We start from the raw sequence: 22,902 nt of genomic DNA, 5'->3' as shown, positions 1-22,902 counted from the left end.
TGATGGCCCTATGGTCCGCCGCGTTCCCGGGGAAGACCCCGGAAATCCACTGAAAAGTGGGCCCGTAGCTCAGCTGGTAGAGCAACTGACTTTTAATCAGTAGGTCACAGGTTCGAACCCTGTCGGGCTCACCATTTTAAAAAGGCCGGTGCCATTGTGCACCGGCCTTTTTCAATTTCCGCACAAGCATACATCTCTTTCGGTTACGCCCTCAAATTGCCTCCTTTCTAGCCTTGTTTTTCAAGTGTGGTACGGCCTAAAGTAGGTCCGTATTTTGTTCCCTGGGAGAGGAGTTCACACCACATGCAGATCGGGCGTGGGTTTTGCCATATTTTGTTAATGCTTGGCTTGTCAGGCGGGCTTTCGGGATTTTCCGTTGCTTATCAGGAGAATCAGCCGGCACCAGCAACAAGCGAACAGAATATATCGGAGCAAGCCGCCCCAAGTGGTGAAGACACCGCCGCCGCGCAGGCTGAAGCCGCAGAGGCCGCGGCTTTTAAGGAATGGCTAGACGGTGTCGAAAAAGAGGCGCTTGAGCGTGGCATCCGTGCCGAGACGCTTCAGCAGGTTCTCCCGCATATCACCCCGATCAAGCGCGTGATTACGAACGACCGTAACCAACCGGAGATCAAGCAGCCCTATGCGGCTTATCTCAACGCTCGTGTCAGCCAGTGGCGCAAGGACAAGGGTGCCGTAATGATGGCCGAACATTCCGAGGCCCTTCAGTCCGCCGCGCAAAAATATGGTGTTCAGCCGCGCTTCATTGCGGCCATATGGGGTATTGAGACCAACTACGGTACCGTCCCGCTCAGCTACTCGGTGTTCGATGCTGTTGCTACGCTGGCCTACGATAAACGTCGCGCTGCGCGGTTCCGCAGAGAGCTTTTTGCCGCGCTCGAAATTCTCGACAAAGGTTATGCTTCCTATGACCTGATGAAGGGTTCCTGGGCCGGCGCCATGGGACAGCCACAGTTCATGCCCGAAGCGTACCTTCAATATGCTGTTGATCATGACGGTGACGGCATGCGGGACATCTGGGAAAGCAAAATCGATGTTTTTGCCTCGATCGCGCATTACCTGAAATCCTACGGCTGGGACGAGGGCAAGACATGGGGCCGCAAGGTCAAGTTGCCGAAAGGCGGCGAAAAAACACTTCAGGGTGCGCAAGCCGATGGATTGACGCCAGCGAAATGGTGTCAGGCCTATAAAACCCTGGGCGTTTGGCGCGACCTGCAGGAATGGCAAGAGCTTGGCGTTCGCCGCATCACCGGCAAAGACCTGCCAGAACGGTCGATCCCTGCCGCACTTGTTGTTGCGGACGAGGGAGACGATGAAGGCTATCTTGTATACAGTAACTTCTGTTCGGTTATGCGCTATAACCCGTCGTTCAAATACGCACTCGCTGTCGGCCTCCTGTCCGACGCAATCAGCAAGTAGGGCATAGTGATGCGGATACTTCTTGTTTGCTTGGTCTTTGCACTCGCGGCGTGTTCCTCAGGTTCACGCGAAGTAGGGCCAAAGGGCCGTATGCCGCAAGACGGCGAACTGCCTGTCGGTGACCAGGGCGTAAAGCGCAAAGTAGGTAACCCCTACAAAGTGGCGGGCGTCTGGTATCATCCCAAGGAAGACCCATACTATGACGAGACGGGCTATGCCTCCTGGTATGGTCCGGACTTTCACGGCAAGCGTACGGCAAACGGCGAACAGTATAATATGAACGCAATGACCGCAGCGCATAAAACCTTGCCGCTGCCGACGTTTGTCAAAGTCACAAATCTTGAAAATGGACGGTCCATTGTACTCCGTGTCAATGACAGGGGGCCCTTTGTTAAAAGCCGTATCATTGATGTCTCGCGCCGGGCAGCGCAGCTACTTGGCTTTGACCAGCAAGGTGTCACCAAGGTGCGGGTGCAGGCGCTCGATGAAAATGGTAAAATCGCCAAACGGAAAGAGGGGGGCGAGCCAACTTATGCGGACACTCCTTCAAGCACCACTGACGGCGGGCACTTTGTACAGGTTGGCGCCTACAGCCAGCGAGAAAACGCTGAAGTTCAGATTAAACGCCTTGAGGCACGCGGGCATGAAGCCAAGCTTGACCGGGCGGTGACCAACGGACAAAGCCTCTGGCGCGTACGGATTGGCCCCTTTGCTGAGAAATTGCTCGCGCAGGAGAAGCTTGACCGCGTCATGGCCGACGGGTTCTATGAAGCCCGCATTTTTACAGAAACCGGAAGATAACCCAGTAAAACCAAGGGAATACCATGCAGTTCAAGCTGAAAGCGACACTGACAACACTTCTCCTGAGCGTATTCGCACTGACGTCGCCTGTCGCGAGTCAGATGTCTACGCCGGCGGAACATGCAATCCTGCTCGACGCCTCGACCAACAGCGTTCTTTTTGAAAAAGATCCTGACGCGCCGTTCCCGCCGGCATCCATGAGCAAGTTGATGACTGTCTATCTCGCGTTTGAGGCTATCAAAAACGGCACCATGCGCCTTGAGGATGAAGTGGTTGTTTCGGACCAGGCATGGCGTGATTGGAACAACCGGGGTTCCACGATGTTCCTGCGGGCGCGGGACGTGGTAACCGTAGCAGACCTTCTCCGCGGTATTATCGTGCTTTCCGGCAATGATGCATGCGTGGTGCTGGCTGAACATATGGCTGGTTCACACGATGTGTTTGTTGAGTGGCTGAATGCCAAGGCCAAAGAACTTGGCATGACCGGCAGCCATTTTGAAAATGCCAATGGCTGGCCTGAGGAGGGGCATGTTATGACTGCCCGGGACCTTGCGACACTCTCGCTTCACCTTGCGACTGACTTCCCGGACCTCTATCCAATTTTTGGTGAACGCGAATACCTCTACAAGGATTTCGAGCGTAACAAATATAACCGCAACCCACTGCTTGGTCGCTTCCCGGGCGCAGATGGTCTGAAAACGGGCCACACTGAAGAGGCGGGCTATGGTCTTGCTGCTTCCGCAGAGCGCGATGGACGCCGACTTGTACTTGTTGTGGCGGGCTTGACCTCACAAAACGAGCGCATGCGCGAGAGCACGCGCCTGATGCAATATGGCTACCGTAATTTCGATCACTACCCGCTGTTCCGTGCCGGTGAAACGGTTGATTACGCCGAGGTTTGGCTCGGTCAGGAAGCCACCGTGCCCATGGTTATCGGCCAGGACGTTGCGATTACAATGTCACGCAGCCAGCGCGCACAAATGGAGGTAAAGATCGAGTACAGCAATCCGGCACCGGCCCCGATCAAAAAGGGCGACCAGATTGGCGAACTCGTGATCGAAATGCCGGACCGTGGTGCATTCCGTGCACCGCTCCTAGCAGGTCAGGACGTTGCAGAAGTTGGCGGTCTTGGCCGCATTGGTGCAGCATTTGAATATCTGCTCTTTGGCTCGTCGGGCTCCAAAACACCGGAACCACAGCCACAATGACGCAAGCTGCAAGGTTTATCACCTTTGAAGGCGGGGAAGGGGCTGGAAAATCCACCCAGATCCGCCTTCTTGCTTCGTGGCTAGAAAGCCATGGTATAGAGGTCTTGCTCACGCGGGAGCCCGGCGGCTCTCCAAGTGCGGAACTCATTCGGGGACTGCTTCTTAAGGGTGATGTTGATAAGTGGCTACCAATCAGCGAAGCACTACTTTTGGCAGCCGCACGCGCCGATCATATCGAACGCACCATCAAACCTGCGCTCGCCGCCGGTAAATGGGTCCTGTGTGATCGGTTTTACGATTCCAGCATCGCCTATCAGGGCGCGGCTGGGGGCCTTGGCATTCAGCGCGTGAGAGACATTCAGCAAATAGCCTTTGGTAATATGCGCCCAGACCTCACAGTCATACTGGATCTATCCATTGAAAAAGGACTAGCGAGAGCCTTGTCGCGCGAGGGGGCAAAGTCCGATATGGAAGACCGGTTTGAGCGTATGGACAAATCCTTCCATGAAACGCTGCGACAAGCATTCCTGGATATTGCGGCGGAAGAACCAGAGCGCTGCTGTGTGATTGATGCCGACAACACGATTGAGCATATTCAGCACAGCATCAGATCCATCCTTGAAAAGCGGTGTAAACTTGCATGAGCGATGAGACTACAAAATCGCTGTTCCATCCAAGGGCCACAGAACATCTTTTTGGCCATGAGGCCGCCGAACGGCAGTTCCTTGAAGCGTTCAACGGTGAGCGACTACACCATGCGTGGCTGATCACTGGTCCCAAAGGTATTGGCAAAGCGACACTTGCGTGGCGTATTGCGAAGTTCCTTGCTGCTCAGCCTGCAGAAGACGCTGGTGCAGGCCTGTTTGGCGAAGCACTCCCCACTCTCGCTGAAAGCCTTGTTACAGACAGCCAGAACCCTGTGATCCAGCGGGTCGTGTCTGGTGGACACGGCGGTATTATTGTTGCCGAGCGCACTGAGAATGAGAAAACAGGCAAACTGAGGAACGACATCGTCATTGATGATATTCGTAAACTCATCGGCTTCTTCTCGCAAACAAGCGCGGAAGGTGGCTGGCGGGTTGCGGTCGTCGACGCGGCGGATGAAATGAACGTTAATGCGGCCAACGCGCTCCTCAAGCTTCTTGAGGAGCCTCCTGCCAAATCGATCCTTATCCTTGTGGCTCACTCGCCGGGCAAACTGTTGCCCACCATTCGCAGCCGCTGCAGGACGCTGAAGCTGAAGCCATTAGGCGAAGACAGTGTTCGTGCGGTGCTCGCACTGCAGCATCCAAGCCTTTCGCCCGAGGAGCTGACCGCACTCGCACGCCTTTCCAATGGGGCACCGGGCAGGGCGATGGAACTCGCTGCGCTCGGCGGAGTAAATCTATACAAACAAATGGCAGGGTTCCTGACCTCCTTGCCAAGGATTGATATCCCTGCGCTCCATACATTGGCGGGCCAACTAGCGGCCCCAAAAGCCGATCAGGAGTACCGCCTTTTTGTCGCCATGCTGCTGGATTGGCTTGAGCGTTTGATCCGCCAAGCGGCGAGTGGTGTGGCCACGACGGACGTGATGGCAGGTGAATCCGCCGAAATGATGCGAATTTCCACGCTCACCGGGCTTGATCAGTGGATGGACCTGTGGGAAAAGATGGGCCGTTTAATCGCGCGGGCTGACGCCGTCAACCTTGACCGCAAGCAGGTACTTGTTCACCTGTTCAGCTCCCTTGGAACGCTTGCACGCGCGTAAATCAGTTCAAAAGCAATTGAGAAGACAATTATGACCGGCCGCCCGACCTATTATGTCACGACCCCCATCTATTATGTGAACGACAAGCCACACATTGGCCATGCGTACACCACGCTTGCCTGCGATGTGCTTGCGCGCTTCAAACGCCTCGATGGTTTTGACGTAATGTTCCTGACGGGCACCGATGAACACGGCCAGAAGATTGAACGTTCCGCCGAGAGAGCAGGTGTGGATCCGCAAACCTTCTGTGACCAGGTATCGCTGAAATTCAAAGAGCTCACCGAAGCCATGAATTTCTCCAACGACCAGTTCATTCGCACGACGGAAGAGCGGCATAAAAAATCGGTCCAGCACCTCTGGAAGGTTCTTCAGGAGAAGGGATTCATTTACGAAGACCGTTATTCTGGCTGGTACTCCGTCCGAGATGAGGCATTCTATGCGGAAAGCGAGCTGATCGAAGGGCAGGGCGGCGAAAAACTGGCCCCGACTGGCGCGCCGGTTGAGTGGGTCGAAGAACCCAGCTATTTCTTCAAGCTCTCTGCATTCGAAGACAAACTGCTTGAGCTTTATGACAACAATCCAGACTTCGTGATGCCCAAAAGCCGTTTGAACGAGGTACGCAGCTTTGTCAAAGGCGGCCTTGAAGACCTCTCGGTCTCGCGTACCACGTTCAACTGGGGTGTTAAGGTGCCAGATGCGCCAGGGCACATCATGTATGTGTGGATCGATGCGCTTGCGAACTATTTGACAGCTGTCGGGTACCCGGACACGGCAGCCGCGGACTATCAGAAGTTCTGGCCCGCGAACGTACATATTGTTGGTAAAGATATTCTGCGCTTCCACGCGGTATACTGGCCGGCGTTCCTCATGGCGGCCGACCTGCCGCTTCCGAAGCGCGTGTTTGCGCATGGCTGGTGGACCAACGAGGGCCAGAAAATCTCCAAATCGCTCGGGAACGTGATCGACCCGTTCGAGCTCATTGAAGAATACGGCTTGGACGCCACCCGCTTCTTCCTGCTGCGCGAGGTACCCTTCGGCAATGATGGTGATTTCTCACGCCGTGCATTTGTGCTCCGCTGCAACGCCGACCTTTCGAACGGGCTTGGCAACCTAAGCCAACGCACACTATCGATGATTCACAAAAATTGCGACGAGGCGCTCCCTGTACCAGGTGATTTTAGCAGTGAAGACAAAGAGTTGCTTGGCAATATTGAGAAAACACTTGATGTTGTCCGCGGTCATATCGACAATCAGGCATTCCATCTGGCGCTTGATGCGATCTGGACCCAAGCAAGCGCTGCTGACAGCTATATTTCTGTTCAGGAACCCTGGAAGCTTAAGAAGACCGACCCTGAACGCATGAATACTGTGCTCTATGTGCTCGCGGAAGCCATTCGCCAGCTTGCCATTCTCGCCCAGCCTATCATGCCTCAATCCACTGATAAGCTGCTGTCCCAAATTGGCGTCAGTGAACGTGGCTTCGACCAGATCGGCCAAGCAGGGCGCCTTAAACCCGGGATTGCTATCCCCAAGCCGGAAGGTGTGTTCCCACGGTTTGAATTGCCGGAAGAAAGCACCGACTAATGCCGGAATACGGATATATCGTCGATAGCCACTGCCACCTGAACTACAAGGGTTTGCGAGAGGACGAGGCTGGTGTGATTGAACGAGCCCGCGCAGCAGGTGTTGGCTGCATGCTGGCGATCAACACCAAGCTCAAGGAATATGACGAAGTCCGTATCATCGCTGAAAAATACGATGACGTGTTTGGTACCGTCGGTATTCACCCCCACGAAGCTGAGAATGAGCCCGACGTGGCGGTGCAGGAGCTAATAAAACGCGCCGCACACCCGAAGATCGTCGGTATCGGCGAAACAGGGCTGGATTATTATTACGACAACGCCCCGCGCGACATGCAGAAGGTCAACTTCTGTGCCCATATCTCGGCAGCCCGCGAAACAGGTCTTCCGGTGATAGTACACACGCGTGATGCAGATGACGACTGCATCAAGATGCTCTCCGACGAAATGGCAAAGGGTGACTTCAAAGGTGTGATCCACTGCTTTACTGCAAGCCAGCGACTGGCGGATGCATGCCTTGAGATGGGTCTCTATATTTCCATTTCCGGTATTGCGACCTTCAAGAGCGCGCGCGACCTGCAGGAAACCGTGAAAACACTCCCCATGGACCGCCTGCTGGTGGAGACTGATTCTCCATTCCTCGCACCGGTACCGCATCGCGGCAAGACATGCGAGCCGGCTTTCGTCATGAACACGGCAGAGTTTGTCGCTGACCTGAAGGGTGTCTCATTCGCTGAGCTTCAAGAAGCGACAACGGCAAACTTCTTCCGGCTCTTTGACAAGATCACCCCACCCAAATTAGCGGGCAAGGCAGCATGAAATTGACCATCCTGGGCTGCGGCACTTCAGGTGGTGTTCCCAAAATGCCCGAATACTGGGGTGCGTGTGACCCCAAAAACCCAAAAAACCGTCGCCGCCGGGCAAGCGTACTTCTGGAAAGTGGTGGAAAGACAATCCTGTTCGATACGACGCCCGACCTGCGGGAGCAGATGCTGTCCGCAAAAGTAGGGATGATCGACGCGGTATTCTATACCCATGATCATGCGGACCATACCCATGGCATTGATGACCTGCGTGGTTTTTATCAGACCAGTGGCGAGCGGGTACCAGTGTATGCGGATGCGCAGACCCTATCCATTCTAAGGCACCGGTTTGACTATATTTTTCGCAGCCAGAATAACTATTCCGCAATTTGCAAGGCGAACACAATCACCGGGCCTGTATCGGTCGGTGACATGAAAGTCATACCGTTCGAACAGGGACACGGCGGTGGCATCAGCCTTGGCTTCCGCGTGGGCGATTTTGCCTATTCGACTGACCTGAACAGGCTCCCAGAATCTGCCTTTGACACACTTGCTGGCGTCAAGGTCTGGGTTGTAGATGCCTTGCGCTACAAAGAGCATCCGACACACTCGCACCTCGCACAAACGCTTGAGTGGATTGAACGCGTGAGGCCTGAACGCGCGATCCTGACGCACATGACGTGGGACATGGATTACGAAACACTATGTCGCGAGCTTCCAGCAGGTGTCGAGCCCGCATATGACGGCATGACCGTCACGCTTACGTGACCGCGTCCGCTACAAAGTAGCTTGGCCTAAGCGCCTGCATCTTTTATGTTTCTAGCTCCGAAACGGAGTAGACGATGCGGCGCGACCCTTGGCAGGTACCAGATAGTGAGCGAGAGCAGGGCAACCATCCTGCGGATCGTGATTATCACGCCAATCCGTCTCGCTGGCTCAGGCTTATCGTTTTTGTTGCCGGCATGGCCATGCTTCTTTTTGGGCTGTCGCTCGCGTTCCCTGTGGATATGTCGATGGACCCCTATCTTGTTAGAGGATTGATCATCATCTTCATATTTGGCGGCGCAGCGGCATTCTGGAGCCGCTCGAGCATTGCACGCATCGCAAAGTTCGCTGGGATCTGGGCGTTAATCATCGCAGGTATCGCCGTCTTCTACCTGTACCGTTCGGATCTTGGCACACGCTTCATGAGTGCAATTGACCCTAGCGGGGTAATGGTCACAAGCGAAGGCATGATGCTTCACCGGGCACAAGACGGCCACTTTTGGCTTCGGGCTGACGTAAATGGCGTTCCAGTGCGTTTCATGATCGATACAGGCGCCTCAAATGTCGTGCTAAGCCCGGAAGATGCTCGCAGGGTAGGGATCAACACGGGACTTCTCGACTTTAGCGGCATTGCAAGCACAGCGAACGGCAATGTTAAGTTCGCCCGCGCAACAGTCTCGCAGGTCAATGTGGGGGATGCCGTGTTTTACGATGTGCCTGTAACAGTGAATGGCGCTGATATGCAGGGTTCGCTACTCGGAATGTCAGTCTTGCGCCATTTCGGTAGTATCGAATTTCGTGGCGACACGCTGATCTTGCGGCAATAAATCCTAATCAGCGGTTGAACTTGCCACGGCCAATGCCATATTTTCTAAATTAAATTATTTCAAAAATACACCTTAAGGCGCAGGAATGAAAGAAGAGCAGGCCGCAGCGACAACAGCGCGGAAAAAAGACAATCACTGGAAAACTGTGAAGAGCCTGCTGCCTTACCTCTGGGTTGCTGGTCGTGGTGATCTTAAAGTACGCGTCGTTGGCGCGTTGGCACTGCTCGTACTCGCCAAATTGCTTGGTGTCTACGTTCCATTTCTTTTCAAAGACGCAGTCGACGCTTTAACCGGGGGAAAAGGCGACATAGACGCGAGCACAATTGCGCTTGCGGTTCCCACCGGCCTTATTCTGGGCTACGGCACCGCACGTGTTCTAAGCCAGTTATTTGGCGAGCTGAGGGACGCGGTTTTCGTTAAAGTCGGTCAGCATGCGTTGCGGCAGATCGCACTCTCAACCTTCCGGCACCTTCACGCATTGTCGCTTAAATTTCACTTGGAACGTAGAACGGGCGGGCTGAGCCGTATCATTGAACGGGGAACCAAGGGGATCGATTTCCTGCTCCGTTTCATGCTGTTCAACATTCTTCCAACATTACTCGAAATAGCGCTGATTTCTGCCATTTTTTGGCTAAAGTTTGGTTTTTTGTACGCCCTTATTACGTTTGTCTGCCTTGCAAGTTATATCTATTTCACCATCGCCATCACCGATTGGCGGCTCAAATTTCGCCGTGAAATGAATGACCAGGACACTAAAGCGAACACCAAGGCGATCGACAGCCTGCTCAATTTTGAGACGGTCAAATATTTCACCAACGAAGAGCATGAGGCCCGCCGGTTTGACACCGCGCTCGCGGCCTACGAACAGGCCTCAGTCCGTAGTCAGCTATCGCTCACATTGCTGAACGTCGGGCAGGGCATTATCATATCCCTTGGTCTTGTGGTTGTACTGTGGATGGCGGCCCAAGGTGTGATCGACGGTCGGTTCACAATCGGCGAGTTTGTCCTCGTGAACTCACTTCTGATACAGATTTATATGCCGCTTAACTTCCTCGGGTTTGTGTACCGCGAAATCAAACAGTCTCTGGTGGATATGGAGAAAATGTTTGAGATTATTGCGACTGAATCCGACGTGCGCGACGGCGATAGCCCAGAGATCTTGAACGTCGCGGGCGGTGAAATCACATTCGAGGATGTTCATTTCCGCTATCACAAGGATCGTCCGATCTTGAAAGGCATTTCGTTCCGGGTGCCGAGCGGAACGACAACAGCCATTGTGGGGCCGAGCGGTGCTGGCAAATCGACTATTTCCCGCATTCTTTTCCGTTTTTATGACATTGCTTCGGGCAAAGTCAGCATTGATGGACAGGACGTGGCAGACGTTAGCCAGGTTTCGCTGCGCAGCAAAATCGGAGTGGTTCCACAGGATACAGTGCTTTTCAACGACACCATTCGCTACAACATCCGCTACGGACGTCCGGAAGCAAGTGATCAGGAAGTCGAAGAAGCGGCCAAGCTGGCCCACATCCACGATTTTATTGAAAGCCTGCCTGAAGGTTACGACACGGAGGTCGGCGAGCGTGGCTTGAAGCTCTCAGGTGGCGAAAAGCAGCGCGTCGCGATCGCGCGCACGATACTGAAAAACCCGCCAATCCTTTTGCTCGACGAAGCAACATCAGCGCTGGATGGGCATACCGAGCGCGATATTCAAGCGTCACTTGACCGCATCTCTGAAGGACGCACAACACTGGTCATTGCGCACCGGCTTTCAACAATCGTGAACGCCAATGAAATTCTGGTGCTTGATAATGGCAAGATCGTCGAACGCGGAAACCATCAAGCGCTTCTGAAATTGAAAGGACGATACGCCGACATGTGGCAGCGTCAGCTAGAGGCGAACGAGGCAGAACAGAAGCTGATCGCACTTGAGGAAGCCTAGGCGATTGTATCATAAGCATAATTTATATTTCCCATAATATAAATTGGTATGGGAAACGATGGCACTTTGTACTTAAAACGTTCTTCCTGTTACGTCTTAATCAAAACCGCAGAAATCTGCCGCTAAGCTGCCATATGAGAGTGGTGTTGAATCAACTTTTGATAGGTTGTCGCGGCAGCGTGTTCATTGCGGCTAACTGACCGCCACCAGCCCAATTCGAGTAGGGCAATTTCGGCGTCCATGCCTGCAAACTCAGCTAATTTGACCATACTTTCCTCAGAGGGGATTGCACGTCGAGTGCGCCAAGAACCCACGGCGGCTAGTGATAATCCAAGTGCGGTTGAAAGCTGTCTATCGGACTTAAAGCGCTTTTTCGTCAAAGCCCTATCTACATAGTCATCAATAGAATGCATTTCTAAATCTCCTCTTCACCATCAACAAATAGCATGAGTTGACAGATGCCGCAAATTGTGGCGGTCAATAGTGCGTAACGACAAATGATGTTTGTTGTTGCAACTCCCCCATCGGAACGGGGCCGGGCGGTACCTCCTCTTCACAAAAGGCCGCCCGCGCTTCGGGAGAGCGGGAGAACGGGCACGATACGGGGACGGTTATGACTACAGGCTCAACACGTCATTCAGGTGGCGTTCATCAAATCGAAGCGGGCGATTGCTCGCAGTTTTTCCAGAATTCTTTCGTCGCGGTGTTGTCTGAGCCTGACACATCGCAGACCGGGCAGCCGAACGCCCCCCGGCTGCCCGGTCATCCTTACGCTCAGACGCCATCAAGGTCGGTGGCGTGTGACCGTATGGGCTGGACACCTATGCGGGCTGTGACGAAGCAAGGGCGGCCACTGGTGGCATTTAAAGCTGCTAGTGGCCGTTCTTCTCAAATCTAAACCCCTTGCTTTTGAACAGCCCTTGTCCCCAAGCCGCGAAGCGGCGCGGAGCTTCAACCACAGCAACGGAGAACAATCCATGTCAGGTAGTGTTAATAAGGTAATCCTAGTCGGCAATCTTGGGCGCGACCCAGAAGCGCGCACGATGAATGACGGCGCACTGGTCGTTAACCTCTCAATCGCGACCGGTGAACAGTGGACCGATAAGACAAGCGGCGAGAAGAAGGAGCGGACAGAATGGCACCGCGTCGTGATCTTCAACGAACCTCTTGCAAAAGTCGCACAGCAATACCTGAAAAAAGGCTCGTCCGTTTACATTGAAGGCCAGCTTCAAACCCGAAAGTGGACTGATCAGCAGGGCATTGAAAAATACACCACTGAGGTAGTGTTACAGCGCTTTCGGGGTGAATTGACCATGTTGGGTAGTAGTGGCAAGGGCGGGCCGGGTTTTGCCGGTGACGCTGACGCATACGGCACCACTACGACCAAGAGCCAAGCCGGTGGTGGCTTCGGCGGTAACCGATCTGACCTTGACGACGAAATCCCCTTCTGAGGCGTGAGCGATGAAATCCACCTCACAGCTTCACCAATGCCCGACCTGTGACCGTATTGTTCGCGGGCCGGGCTTCTTTCAGCATGTTCGCAAGTGCCGGAAGCAAACGGACCTTGTGAACCAGCTACAGCACGCGCCGGTCAACCGCTACACCATTTCAGGCGGCAAGCTTTACCACAGCACTGGCAGGGAAGTGGGCGCTGTATGAGCCGCGACTTATTCCCATGCCCAGTGAAGGACTGCCCCGGCTTGAGAGATGCCGGGGCGCACTTCTGCCACTCACACACCCTTAAAACGCCACGGACGCATCTTAGCGACCTCGCATGGTTCAACCGTGTTGGGGCAACAGATAGCTATACCCGCGCCATTAAAGCCGTTTCCGCTATCCTAAAAAAATCTGACACCCCCGCCCCCCTAACAGGGGGTGTCAGACGTACAGAACCCCGGAAAACAGCGTGAAGGAACGGAATGCACCACAGATCGGACTTGCTCCCATACCGGAAGGATATGGGAGGCTTTTGGTGCATGGTTTTGACTGGTGGCAAGAGTGCCTGAATTTGCGCTTTCCGGGTGATCTTTGGGAACGCCTGAAAAAGCAAAAACAGCGGGCGGCGGAACTGGACGATAGGCGTAAAACGCCGATTGCATTTGATCTTGCGGAAACGACGTTTCAGCTAATGCCGACCGGTGCCAAGGGTGGCAAGGAATTTATCCTCGTAAATGACGATTTCCGAATTGAGATAGGTTCTCCAAAACGGGAATGGTCCTTTACGTGGCGCGCCACCTCAGCCGCGATATGGTCAAAGGGTATCGCTGCCTTAAGGCAAGAAATGTATGGAATGCTTGAATATGCGGGCTGTATGCCTCAAGACCCGGCAGATTTTCAACGCCTCACGCGGGTGGACTACTGTTTTGATATCCATAGCAGGCGGTTCACAGGTGAAATGTACCCGCGCATTGCAAAGCAGACAGTATGCCCAAAAGAAACAAAGGTTCGGGGAGACTGGGTAGTGCAGGGCGATCAGGTTGAAACGCTGACCATAGGCATGGGCGCAACCTGCCAAGTGCAGATATACGACAAAACAAAAGAGATCACTGAGGCCAGTAACAAAACGTGGCTCTATGATACGTGGGCCTTAAATCCTGAAACCGGTGAAATTGAAGAACGCGACGAATGGCGCGACGTGTGGCGGGTGGAGATCAGGTTGCGCGGTGACTGGTTGAAGGACCGGAAGGCAAACACCCCCGAAGCGTTCTTAAAAGACCGTTGGAAGCTTCTGTCAGATGCGCTCTATAACCGCCGCTTATGCCAGCCCACTAAGGATAGCAACCGGCGACGGTGGCCGCTCCACACGCTTTACAGCATGGTATTACGTGAAATTGGCAACCCTACAGAATTCAAACCCATTGACCGGCGCGCTATGGGACGTGCAGACGTACTTGACAAGCAAATGCTTCAAAACCTTGCGGGCACATGCCGTTCCCTCGTAATGCTGCGCTTGAGAGAAAACGGCGCATTTGATGAGCAAGAAGCAGATGACGTATTAGCCCAGGCACTGAAATTGATGCTTGGAGATCGGGAACATGCGGAGAAGATTAGGCGCGCTTTAGAGCGGTACGCCCTTGTTGATGCTCCGGTATGAAGTTGACAGATCAGAAACTAGTTTTTCGCCAGCTATTCTATCTCAAAGCCGACCTTGAAGGGCTCTTCTGCTAGGCTTTCAACTGCAACTAAGGCCACATTTAATTGGCTCACATGCTGCACGAGCCTGACCCGGTTACCCTCCGCACTTAGGCCATCAAAGATAATCAAATGGGGGTTGGAATACGTGATTGTGCGAATATGAATAGGCTCGCTGCTCATGTGGGCGAGCATTCGCATACCCACTTCTTTTCCATGTTCAAGCGTCTCTTCAAAGTCCCGCAACCATACCTCCAAATCGTCAAATATGGTTTGTGCCGGGTTGTTTCTCCGTGCCGACGCTCTGGTGATTTCTTCCAAATCATTTTTCATTGTCCGGCTGAGTGCCTCAAGATCATATCGGCTCATTGAATTTCCTTCCATTCCACCAGACAGATCATCACCTAGTCCCTTAGATTAGAGCAAGTACTTTGAATGCTCAAACCTTGAGTATGCACTTAGTCGGCGATCTTTCTTAAACTGATTGCATTATTTTACGATTAAAGTAATATTTCGCTTCCGAATGGGGGATTTTATTCAAGCTTAAGCGAGATAAAATCCCATGCACAAACACCCTATCGACTTTCAACTTCCCCTCAATTTGGGGCGTATCAAAGCCCTTATTGAGCACAAGCCACTCGATGCTGAACATATCCTGCTGATTGTTCACATTGAGCATGTGCCGCCAGCCTTAAAGCTTTTCGTTCCCAAAGAATTCAAAGACGGCCCGATCACAAAACCGGTGAAGCGTTCGCTTATCCGGCAGATATGCGGGCAGGGTATTGAATGGGCCAATGAACCGGCTGAGGGCGCGGCCAATGCTGAGTGATTGGCTTATCCCTTTGCCGCCTGACGCGACCGCACCGGCTGCGCGTGGCAACACTAAACGGGCTATTGGCCTGTATCCCTGTATCAACAGCGGCCACTGTGGCGAGTTCATCTTGGTCAAGTTGGACAACCGCGGCTGTCCCTATGGCACTTGCTCTCCGGAAGAAATCACCGTCAAGGGGTGCCGCAAGCGTTCCGTCAAGGGTGCGCCTGAGGACATACCGCCCCAGACCTATGAAGCCTATCAGGCGGCGCTAGAGCGCGTGCAGGGGCTGCATGAGGTGCCGGAAAGTTATATCCGCTATCTGGAAGCCGAGTGGAACCGGTTCGAGAAGGGGAGGGCTACCGATGCAAGCGAATGCGCTTAAGCTCGTTCCCACAGCCAACCGGGCGACCAGTACCGGTCCCGACCTGTCGGCACCGGTCGAACCGGTTGAACCGGTCGCAAAACCGGTATTTGAGGCACCAAAGCCCGCCAATGACCCGTTTCTGGGGCTGATCAGTGGCACCGCGCCTGACCCGTCAACCGAAATCCCGACCGGTCCCGAACCGGCGCGACCGGTTGAAGATGTCGAGGCCGAGCCATGGCAACCCAAGGTACTGGACCTAGACAGCGCCCGCGAAGATACCGGCCCCAAATATCTGGACTATGACCAGCGGACCGGCACCGTGAGCGTGAGCAATATGGCCGAGGCCGAGTTCGTAGAATGGTGGGCCATTGATGTTTGGGAAGCTATCGCCGCCATAGGTGCCTTTGTCCCGGCTTTGGGGCTGGACCTGTCGGAACTGCGCACCAATGAAGCCGACTATGACCAAGCCCGGCAGGCTGCAAGGCACCTCTATAAAATCGCGCTCCGCAATCCCAAATGGCTGGGCTGGATGATCTCAGAAAATACCGTGTCATTCGGTGACTGGATTTTCTGCGTCAGCTTCTTTGGCGGCAAGGGCCTTGCCGTGCTTTCCATCATCATGGAGAAGAAACGCGAGTGGGCCGAACGCAGGCGGGCCAAGAAATACTGGTATGATGACCGGTCGGGACCGGTAGAGGCGAAAGGGGGCGAGCATGGCTAAGTTTGGCCGTATCGGTCTCTTTGGCCGCTCGCAGTCCGGTAAATCCACTATGATGGACCGGATTTTGCGCCATCACCGCCGCGTCATCCTGTTTGACGCGCTCCCGGCTCGTGCTGCCAATGCCGCGCAAGAGGGTTACACTCAGATCACCAGCGTTTCGGACCTGATAGAAGCCGTGCAGGCGAACTATTGGGACGGCTTCCGCTACTGGTTCAAGCCCGACGACGACGAGGATTATCTAGTCCTGTCCCTGTCGGATATTTCCAAGTTCATGGTGGACCACCAGAACCAGAACGCGGACCGGTACGGGTTCGACAATATCCCCGAGCTAACGCTTGCCGTTGATGAAATGGCCGACTGTTTCCCAAACCATAACCTATCCAAGAAGCTCAACGGCTTCTCGCGTATGTGCCGGTCGGGGCGTCATAGCCGTATTCATCTGGTGGGAGCCACACAGCGCCCGGCTGAGGTGTCCACCAAGTTCCGGGGCCAGCTTGAAAAGCGCTTCCTGTTTAACCTCACTGAACCGGCAGACCTTCGGGCCGTCGCGGAAATGGGGGCGGCAAGAGGGCGCGAACTGGCGGACGCTGTGAGCCTTCTCAAGCCCCTTGAATATATCCGCATGGAGAACGGCGCGTACACACGCGGCAAGCTCTCATTCCCCGGCTGACCGGTCACAACCGGTTCTCACCGGTCGGGACTGGTTTTTTCGCCGGTCCCGACCGGTTTTTTCCCCGACCGGTCGCACCGGTTTCATCTGTTCTAATCGCCATCGACTTCAACTGAGGAGCGCGAAAAGTGGCCTTGTCTAGCGACAAACTAATTCAGGCGATCATTGTTTCTGTCGTCGTTTATGCACTGACCAAGCCTTTCACGCTCTGGATAGACCAAGCATTTGAAAGGACAGACAAGTGAAGTTCACCAAAAACGATACCAAGACGCTGATTATCGTCATTCTGGCGGTCCTCATCGTTGGCGGTCTCCTCTGGGTTGGCGACGAATATGATGTGCCAGTCCTGAAAGACCTTCACGAAGCCTTTGGCGGTTAACCCTTCAACTTAAGGAGCAACAGCCATGGCAGGCTTTAAAGAATACCGCCGCAATCCAAAATCCATGTCGGATGTGGCACCAAACGGCACCCCCATTGTGAATTTCCCGACTTCGGTGGGGCAAATTGATCATTTTGATCTTGTTCACTCGCTGGGCGGCACCCTGAGTTCGCAGGCGCTGATCGAAGCCAATATCATCAGCTATGAACTGATGTTTGGCGGTGACAGCTTCGGCACCTACAAGCCCGCAAACGTGAACATGCTGAACGCCTTCTATGGCCGCGCATTTGAAACGGGTTTCCTCACGCACTTCTTCACCGAAGAATGGCGGCAAAACACGGCGGAAGCCGAAATTTCCGCATTCGTTCCGGGCCTCTTTGTTGACCCGGCGCTTCGCCTTGTTCTGGGCAATGGCGCCAGCCCGGCAATCACGCACTGGCTGCAAACCGAGGGCCTTGGCGCCAAAGGTCGCCAAAGTGTGAGCGTGGCACCGGAAGGCGTTGCAACGACGCTTGAGAAGCGTGGCTTCCCCGGCCTCATCAAGCACCTTGAACAGCATGTGGATATTCAGGCGTCTGGCGCGACTGAAACCGACTTCTTCTTTGAGCGGTCGGCAAACGTCATTCGCGGTTGGCACTTCAAGGGCGCGAACATTACCGGCATTCGTATGCTGGTGGATGAGCAAGAAGTGCTGAACTTCGCCACCAAACGCGCCCTTGACCACAAGCTTGAGCGCCGTGGCTTTGTGCCTCAAGACGACGTGTGGTCAATCGTGCCGGAAGCCCTTGCAGGCTCCGCGCTCGCGCACTTCCGCAAGGACTATGGTTCGGCGCCGAATGAAGTGCTGTTCAAGATCAAAACCAGCGACATGACCGACGCGAATTTGCTCGTTGAACAGTATGAAATGCCGCCGCTCCGCAGCAACATCGGAGGCTAGACCATGCCTGATGAATTTTCCATTGGCGGCAGCTTTGCCAAAGAGCCGGGCTACGAGTTTGGTGGCCTGCTCGGTGGCGGGTTGGGCAGCCTCGCGGGTTCGTCGGGCAGCTTTGGGCTGGGGGTGGGTTCGCTGAACCCATCCTACACCTACTCGGCTGACCCGGTAGCAACCAGCGTCCCGAAAACCACCACGTCAAGCGGTTCTTCCTCAAGTAGCGGCTCGGGCCTTGGTGGCATCCTGTCAACGGCGCTCGGTACGGCCACCAACTGGCTTGGCAGTATCGCGACACTCGATATTTTCGGGCGCGCTCAGGACAAGGGCTTGGCAGGCGGCGGCACGACGGCCACCGGCACCACGACCACCACGCAACAACCGGTCATGACCGGTAGCGGTTTGCCTTCTTGGGCAATTCCGGCAGCGATTGGCGGCGGCGTTCTCCTCATCCTGCTTGTTCTCATGATGAGGAAATAAAAATGTTTCCGGGCATCGGCGTAGGCGAGAACGGAAGCTTTTCACTTGGGGCCGATGGCGGCCCCATCAATAGCAGTGACCGGTTCACCAATAGCTTCGACACCGGGAACTTCTCTTTGCGCGGTGACAGCGCATTCAACCAAGCAATGCTTGTACTTGTCGGCGTGGCCGTAGGGATTTTGATATGGCAATTCGTTTCCAACCGCTCCTAGCTTTCGATAACCGGGCCAAGCAAGGCTTTGCCCGAATTGAGAAGGGCAGCACGCTTTCGTTTTATATCGCGGAACATGCGGCAGGCCGCGCCGCGCTCTTTGCCGTCATGGACGGTGACAAGCGCGTGGGTTCACTTCTCCTGAGTTCTGAAGCGAAGCCAACGAGCGGCGAAAAAATCCTTGCGGTCATGGCCGCGAGCCTTGAAGGCAAGGTTGACAAGATTATCAAGGAAGGCCGCGCTTTCCTGAATGATTACGCCAAGCGCACAGCGCACCACACGGTCAAATATTACACCAGTTCACCGCGCCTCGCGGCGGCGTTCCTGCAATCGGGCGCTCGCGCCAAAATCACGTGGAACCCCTATAATGGGTAGCACGCGCCGCAGCCAAGAAAACACGACGAACCAGATTGATAGCCGTCAAATCCATGAAACGGTGAACAATACGGAAATCGACTATGAGCTTGACGTTGATAACTCCCAAGAGGACAGCAACAACGGCAACATCTTGGCTCAAGGTAATGTGACCATTGAGAGCGAGGCGGCGGCTGTTGCGGCCAGCGAGGCGGCAGCGGCGAGCGCCGAGGCAGCCGCCCGCGCCGCCGAAGAAATCTTTGAGAGCGCAGCCCGCGCACAGGAAACCCAAATCCGCGCCATGGCCGAAGCCTCTGCCGGGAACGCGGCGGCAGCGGAACGGCTGGCCGAAGAAGCCCGCCGCCTTGGCGAAGGGGCGTTTGCGAGCGCGGAACGCCTTAGCGAACAAATGCGCGAGCTTGCGGAGCATTCCAACAACAGCGTGACCGACACGGCGCGGGACGCCATTGACGCTGCGCTCTCTGCATCGCGTGAAGCAATTGACGCGGCTGTGGCGATGAACCGGGAAGGCGCGGAGCTTACCGAAGCTGTGAACGCGGCCAGCCTAGAGGCAAACGAGCGTGTTGTAGAGGATGCGCTGTCATCCGGTAGGGCTAGCCTTGAGCGGGCGCTTAAGTTCGCGGACGACGCGGCGGACGGCAACCGGGAAACCCTCAAGGATGCGTTTGAACTGAACTCGTTCGCCCTTGGCAAATCGTTTGAAAGTACCATTGGCGGCTTTGCCGAAACGCAACAGAAAACCCTCCTGATTGGCCTTGGTGTCATCGCCTTTATGGGCGTGCTCATCGCCTTCATGACTAGCCGGAAATGAGGTCACCCATGATCAAGCTTTCAAGCGCCAAAAACGTAACCGTGCGATCTGACCGCGCCGTCATTCTGGTGAGCGCAAACCCGCGCCGGAAGGTGTTGAACGTTACAGCCGGTGACTTTGATGTCTGGGTCGGGCAGGTGGACGTTCGCCCGGATACTGAACAAAATAAAATCCCGGCAGGCACGCGGGGCGTGTTCAAAGATATCCAGTCTGAAATCTGGGTCATCGCGGGCGGTGAGAACATCGGCAAAATCAGCTTTTCCGAAGAAGTCGAGGTCTAACCCATGGCGGAGATTTACGACGGCATCACAGGAGAAGAACTGGCGGCAGCGCTGGCCGGTAAATCTGACGCCGGCCACACGCACGGGCAATACCAATCTCAGGCGCAGGCCGATGGCCGCTATTACCAGAAAGGCGAAGTTGATACCGCACTGGACGGCCTCACCTCCGAACTGAACGGCATCAGTTCCACGCTGGGCAACATCAACGCGGAACTTGACGCGGTTGGCGGCGCTCTTGCGAGCAAAGCAGAGGCGAACCACGGCCACACACTCGCGAGCCTCACAGACGTAGGCGAAGAAGCTCCGGCAGACGGCGAAAGCCTTGTCTGGCACGCGGGAGTTGGTGAGTGGCGTCCCGCGCTCTTGGCCGGTGGTGGTGGTAGTGGCGGCGTGACTGACCACGGCGCATTGACCGGGCTTGGTGACGACGACCACCCGCAATACCTGAACGCGACGCGGGGCGATGCTCGCTATTATGTGCGGGCCTATATCGACACCAATTTTTATACCAAAGCGGCCATTGATACTGCGCTCGCAGGCAAAGCAAGCGCGAGCCACGGCCATACGCTCGCAAGCCTCACGGACGTGGGCGAAGAAGCCCCGGAAGACGGTGAAAGCCTTGTCTGGCACGCAGGCGTTGGCGAATGGCGCCCGGCGACGATCTCAAGCGGCGGCGTGACCGATCACGGTGCGCTTTCGGGCCTTGGTGACGACGATCACCCGCAATACCTGAACAGCACGCGGGGCGATGCCCGCTATTATACCAAAGGGCAGGTAGACGCAGCACTGGCGACGAAAGCCCCGGCGATTTCGCGCGTGCGTGTCACGGCCAACCACACAGCGCAGCCAGAGCAAATCATTGCCGCAGATAGCGACGTGGGGCCAATCACCATCACCGCCCCGGCGAACCCGGCCGATGGAACGTTCTTCTTTGTCGGTGACGCGGGCGGCAATGCGGCCCTCAACAACATCACTGTGAACTTCGGCGGTGAACAGTTTGACGGCGCGGTGCAAACGTTCGTGATCAACGTGAACACCTTTAGCACTGGCTTCCTCTATAACGGCAGCGAATGGGAGCTTTTCGGCTAATGGCTAAGGCGAGCGACCTTTTTGCAAGTGGCGTATCCAATCACGCGGGCCTGACCGGGCTGGGCGCTGACGACCACCCGCAATACCTGAACAACACGCGAGGCGATGTCCGTTACTACGGCAAGGCCGCGATTGATACGGCACTGGCAGGCAAGGCAAACGCCAGCCACGGCCATACGCTCGCGAGCCTTTCTGACGTGGCGATTTCGGCCATCGGAGACGGCGAAGTTCTGGTGTGGAGCGTGTCTGGCTTCATTAACCGCACCTTGACTGAGGCAGGCATTGCAGCCGCGAACCATAGTCATGCTTGGAGCGCCATCACCGGCAAGCCTTCCACCTTCACACCGACCGTTCACAGCCACGCCATTGCGGATGTGACCGGGCTACAGGCAGCCCTTGATGCCAAGGCGGCCAGTACACACGGCCATGCCGTGGGCGACCTCTCAAACGTGACCATTACGTCAATTGCGGCGGGTGAAGTGCTGCAATGGGACGGCTCCAAGTTCATCAACCGCACTTTGGGCGAGGCAGGCATTGCAGCCGCGAGCCACAGCCACACCAAGGCGGATATTGGCCTTGCGAACGTGGACAATACGTCGGACGCAGACAAGCCCGTTAGCACGGCCACACAGGCGGCACTGGATGGCAAGGCAGCCACGAGCCACAGCCACGCGATTTCAAACGTGACAGGCCTTCAGGCGGCACTGGACGGCAAAGCGGCATCGAGCCACGCGCACACCTTCGCGAGCCTGACCGGCAAGCCCACGACCTTGAGCGGCTACGGCATCAGCGACGCGGCGACAGCGAGCCACTCACACACTTGGGCGGCCATCACAGGCAAGCCCTCAAGCTTCGCGCCTTCGGCTCACAGTCACCCGATTTCGGACGTGACCGGCTTACAGGCAGCACTGGACAGCAAGGCCACTCATAACCGGGTAGTGGTTACAGCAGCCCACACCGCGACGAATGAGCAAGTGGTTGCTGTGAATAGCAGCGCCGGGGCGATCACGATCACCGCCCCGGCCAGCCCCGTGACAGGCACCTATTTCTATGTCGCGGACGTGGGGGCGAACGCGGAAAACAACAACATTACTGTCGATTTTGGAGCGCGGAGTTTCAACGGTTCCGCTCAGGACTTTGTTCTTGATGTGAGCGAGTTCGGAACGGGCTTCATCTACATCGGCTCAACTTGGAGGCTTTTACGGTAATGGCGAAAGCAAGCGATCTCGTTGGTGGTGGCACCGACTTTACCATTCCTACAGACGCGAGTTACGGCACTGGCGACGGCTGGCTCATTGACCCCGCGCTGAATACCAGCGGCGTGCTCATTTACACGCTGACGGCTCGCGGTTCGGCGGTATCGACCGAAGGCCATATCGGCAGCAACAAGGCCAACTATCTAGCCAATCCCAAGGTGTGGAGCGACGTAGACGGGTCGGTGGTTCTTTCGAGCCTCAAGCTCGCACCGGGCGTAGGCCTATACACCACTAACAGTTGGACCTTTGTCCTGTTCAAATATCTTTGAGGCGCGAGA

Annotated in this window: 29 protein-coding genes and 1 tRNA gene; 28 read left to right on the top strand and 2 right to left on the bottom strand. The window is 55.4% G+C overall.

Translation table 11 applies throughout. From position 1 onward, the window contains the following. The first annotated feature begins 58 nt into the window (after positions 1–58). The 11 genes from B150_RS0106135 (at position 59) to B150_RS0106085 (ending at position 11,110) form a co-directional block, all read left to right on the top strand. Positions 59–134 (top strand) — tRNA-Lys (locus B150_RS0106135). A gap of 169 nt (positions 135–303) precedes the next feature. After that, a complete protein-coding gene (locus B150_RS0106130; RefSeq protein WP_020399016.1) occupies positions 304–1,437 on the top strand; it encodes a lytic murein transglycosylase in 1,134 nt (377 codons plus the stop codon). 9 nt (positions 1,438–1,446) lie between these two features. Continuing rightward, complete coding sequence (locus B150_RS0106125) at positions 1,447–2,238, top strand: septal ring lytic transglycosylase RlpA family protein (protein ID WP_026168229.1); 792 nt, start codon at positions 1,447–1,449, stop codon at positions 2,236–2,238. A gap of 23 nt (positions 2,239–2,261) precedes the next feature. After that, positions 2,262–3,446 (top strand): D-alanyl-D-alanine carboxypeptidase family protein, encoded by a 1,185-nt coding sequence (locus B150_RS19940; RefSeq protein ID WP_020399014.1) that lies wholly within the window; start codon positions 2,262–2,264, stop codon positions 3,444–3,446. After that, the gene (gene tmk, locus B150_RS0106115) at positions 3,443–4,090 is read left to right on the top strand and encodes a dTMP kinase (protein ID WP_020399013.1); all 648 of its coding nucleotides are present in this window, start codon (positions 3,443–3,445) and stop codon (positions 4,088–4,090) included. Before B150_RS19940 ends, tmk begins: the two co-directional genes overlap by 4 nt. After that, the gene (locus B150_RS0106110; RefSeq protein WP_020399012.1) at positions 4,087–5,196 is read left to right on the top strand and encodes a DNA polymerase III subunit delta'; all 1,110 of its coding nucleotides are present in this window, start codon (positions 4,087–4,089) and stop codon (positions 5,194–5,196) included. Before tmk ends, B150_RS0106110 begins: the two co-directional genes overlap by 4 nt. Positions 5,197–5,226: 30 nt before the next feature. Next, a complete protein-coding gene (gene metG / locus B150_RS0106105) occupies positions 5,227–6,780 on the top strand; it encodes a methionine--tRNA ligase (protein ID WP_020399011.1) in 1,554 nt (517 codons plus the stop codon). Further along, positions 6,780–7,595, top strand: coding sequence for a TatD family hydrolase (locus B150_RS0106100; RefSeq protein ID WP_020399010.1), 816 nt, complete (start codon positions 6,780–6,782; stop codon positions 7,593–7,595). The genes metG and B150_RS0106100 overlap by 1 nt, the downstream gene beginning before the upstream one ends. Continuing rightward, positions 7,592–8,347: an MBL fold metallo-hydrolase gene (locus B150_RS0106095; RefSeq protein WP_020399009.1), complete on the top strand. Its 756-nt coding sequence runs from the start codon at positions 7,592–7,594 to the stop codon at positions 8,345–8,347. Before B150_RS0106100 ends, B150_RS0106095 begins: the two co-directional genes overlap by 4 nt. A gap of 74 nt (positions 8,348–8,421) precedes the next feature. Beyond that, positions 8,422–9,171, top strand: coding sequence for a retropepsin-like aspartic protease family protein (locus B150_RS0106090; protein WP_020399008.1), 750 nt, complete (start codon positions 8,422–8,424; stop codon positions 9,169–9,171). A gap of 85 nt (positions 9,172–9,256) precedes the next feature. After that, positions 9,257–11,110 (top strand): ABCB family ABC transporter ATP-binding protein/permease, encoded by a 1,854-nt coding sequence (locus B150_RS0106085; protein ID WP_020399007.1) that lies wholly within the window; start codon positions 9,257–9,259, stop codon positions 11,108–11,110. 122 nt (positions 11,111–11,232) lie between these two features. Here the strand turns inward: B150_RS0106085 and B150_RS0106080 are convergent, their stop codons facing one another. Next, positions 11,233–11,523 carry a helix-turn-helix domain-containing protein gene (locus tag B150_RS0106080; protein WP_020399006.1) on the bottom strand — a complete coding sequence of 97 codons (291 nt, stop codon included), beginning with the start codon at positions 11,521–11,523 and terminating at the stop codon, positions 11,233–11,235. A 564-nt stretch (positions 11,524–12,087) separates the two neighbouring features. Between B150_RS0106080 and ssb the strand changes: the two genes are divergently transcribed. The 3 genes from ssb (at position 12,088) to B150_RS0106065 (ending at position 14,204) form a co-directional block, all read left to right on the top strand. Continuing rightward, the gene (gene ssb, locus B150_RS0106075) at positions 12,088–12,561 is read left to right on the top strand and encodes a single-stranded DNA-binding protein (RefSeq protein ID WP_020399005.1); all 474 of its coding nucleotides are present in this window, start codon (positions 12,088–12,090) and stop codon (positions 12,559–12,561) included. 10 nt (positions 12,562–12,571) lie between these two features. Further along, positions 12,572–12,769 carry a hypothetical protein gene (locus tag B150_RS0106070; protein WP_020399004.1) on the top strand — a complete coding sequence of 66 codons (198 nt, stop codon included), beginning with the start codon at positions 12,572–12,574 and terminating at the stop codon, positions 12,767–12,769. Positions 12,770–13,016: 247 nt separating this feature from the next. After that, on the top strand, positions 13,017–14,204 hold the full coding sequence (locus B150_RS0106065; RefSeq protein WP_020399003.1) for a hypothetical protein: 1,188 nt from the start codon (positions 13,017–13,019) through the stop codon (positions 14,202–14,204). 32 nt (positions 14,205–14,236) lie between these two features. Here the strand turns inward: B150_RS0106065 and B150_RS19935 are convergent, their stop codons facing one another. Further along, the gene (locus B150_RS19935; protein ID WP_020399002.1) at positions 14,237–14,611 is read right to left on the bottom strand and encodes a DUF6173 family protein; all 375 of its coding nucleotides are present in this window, start codon (positions 14,609–14,611) and stop codon (positions 14,237–14,239) included. A 193-nt stretch (positions 14,612–14,804) separates the two neighbouring features. On the opposite strand from B150_RS19935, the gene B150_RS0106055 reads away from it, so the two are divergent. The 14 genes from B150_RS0106055 (at position 14,805) to B150_RS0105985 (ending at position 22,893) form a co-directional block, all read left to right on the top strand. Further along, positions 14,805–15,071, top strand: coding sequence for a hypothetical protein (locus B150_RS0106055; RefSeq protein ID WP_020399001.1), 267 nt, complete (start codon positions 14,805–14,807; stop codon positions 15,069–15,071). Further along, positions 15,061–15,438: a hypothetical protein gene (locus B150_RS0106050; protein WP_020399000.1), complete on the top strand. Its 378-nt coding sequence runs from the start codon at positions 15,061–15,063 to the stop codon at positions 15,436–15,438. The genes B150_RS0106055 and B150_RS0106050 overlap by 11 nt, the downstream gene beginning before the upstream one ends. Beyond that, positions 15,419–16,141, top strand: a complete 723-nt coding sequence (locus B150_RS0106045; RefSeq protein WP_020398999.1) for a hypothetical protein — start codon at positions 15,419–15,421, stop codon at positions 16,139–16,141. Before B150_RS0106050 ends, B150_RS0106045 begins: the two co-directional genes overlap by 20 nt. Then, positions 16,134–16,811 (top strand): hypothetical protein, encoded by a 678-nt coding sequence (locus B150_RS22185; RefSeq protein WP_020398998.1) that lies wholly within the window; start codon positions 16,134–16,136, stop codon positions 16,809–16,811. The genes B150_RS0106045 and B150_RS22185 overlap by 8 nt, the downstream gene beginning before the upstream one ends. 241 nt (positions 16,812–17,052) lie before the next feature. After that, positions 17,053–17,190, top strand: coding sequence for a hypothetical protein (locus B150_RS23225; RefSeq protein WP_020398996.1), 138 nt, complete (start codon positions 17,053–17,055; stop codon positions 17,188–17,190). Positions 17,191–17,215: 25 nt separating this feature from the next. Beyond that, the gene (locus B150_RS0106025) at positions 17,216–18,127 is read left to right on the top strand and encodes a hypothetical protein (protein ID WP_020398995.1); all 912 of its coding nucleotides are present in this window, start codon (positions 17,216–17,218) and stop codon (positions 18,125–18,127) included. A gap of 3 nt (positions 18,128–18,130) precedes the next feature. Then, positions 18,131–18,601, top strand: a complete 471-nt coding sequence (locus B150_RS0106020; protein WP_020398994.1) for a hypothetical protein — start codon at positions 18,131–18,133, stop codon at positions 18,599–18,601. Positions 18,602–18,603: 2 nt separating this feature from the next. Next, positions 18,604–18,813, top strand: coding sequence for a hypothetical protein (locus B150_RS0106015; RefSeq protein WP_020398993.1), 210 nt, complete (start codon positions 18,604–18,606; stop codon positions 18,811–18,813). Continuing rightward, on the top strand, positions 18,786–19,187 hold the full coding sequence (locus B150_RS0106010) for a hypothetical protein (protein ID WP_020398992.1): 402 nt from the start codon (positions 18,786–18,788) through the stop codon (positions 19,185–19,187). The genes B150_RS0106015 and B150_RS0106010 overlap by 28 nt, the downstream gene beginning before the upstream one ends. Then, the gene (locus tag B150_RS22180) at positions 19,180–19,998 is read left to right on the top strand and encodes a hypothetical protein (RefSeq protein WP_020398991.1); all 819 of its coding nucleotides are present in this window, start codon (positions 19,180–19,182) and stop codon (positions 19,996–19,998) included. The genes B150_RS0106010 and B150_RS22180 overlap by 8 nt, the downstream gene beginning before the upstream one ends. Before the next feature lie 8 nt (positions 19,999–20,006). Beyond that, positions 20,007–20,279, top strand: coding sequence for a hypothetical protein (locus tag B150_RS0106000; RefSeq protein WP_020398990.1), 273 nt, complete (start codon positions 20,007–20,009; stop codon positions 20,277–20,279). Positions 20,280–20,282: 3 nt separating this feature from the next. Beyond that, positions 20,283–21,368, top strand: coding sequence for a hypothetical protein (locus B150_RS0105995; RefSeq protein WP_020398989.1), 1,086 nt, complete (start codon positions 20,283–20,285; stop codon positions 21,366–21,368). Beyond that, positions 21,368–22,576, top strand: coding sequence for a phage tail fiber repeat family protein (locus tag B150_RS0105990; RefSeq protein ID WP_020398988.1), 1,209 nt, complete (start codon positions 21,368–21,370; stop codon positions 22,574–22,576). The genes B150_RS0105995 and B150_RS0105990 overlap by 1 nt, the downstream gene beginning before the upstream one ends. Continuing rightward, a complete protein-coding gene (locus B150_RS0105985) occupies positions 22,576–22,893 on the top strand; it encodes a hypothetical protein (RefSeq protein ID WP_020398987.1) in 318 nt (105 codons plus the stop codon). Before B150_RS0105990 ends, B150_RS0105985 begins: the two co-directional genes overlap by 1 nt. Positions 22,894–22,902: the final 9 nt, after the last annotated feature.

It is taken from the genome of Kordiimonas gwangyangensis DSM 19435 = JCM 12864 (genome assembly GCF_000375545.1).
GTDB lineage: Bacteria > Pseudomonadota > Alphaproteobacteria > Sphingomonadales > Kordiimonadaceae > Kordiimonas > Kordiimonas gwangyangensis.
The sequence above is the reverse complement of the archived record's forward strand: the minus strand, read 5'-3'. Positions and strand labels throughout refer to the sequence as shown.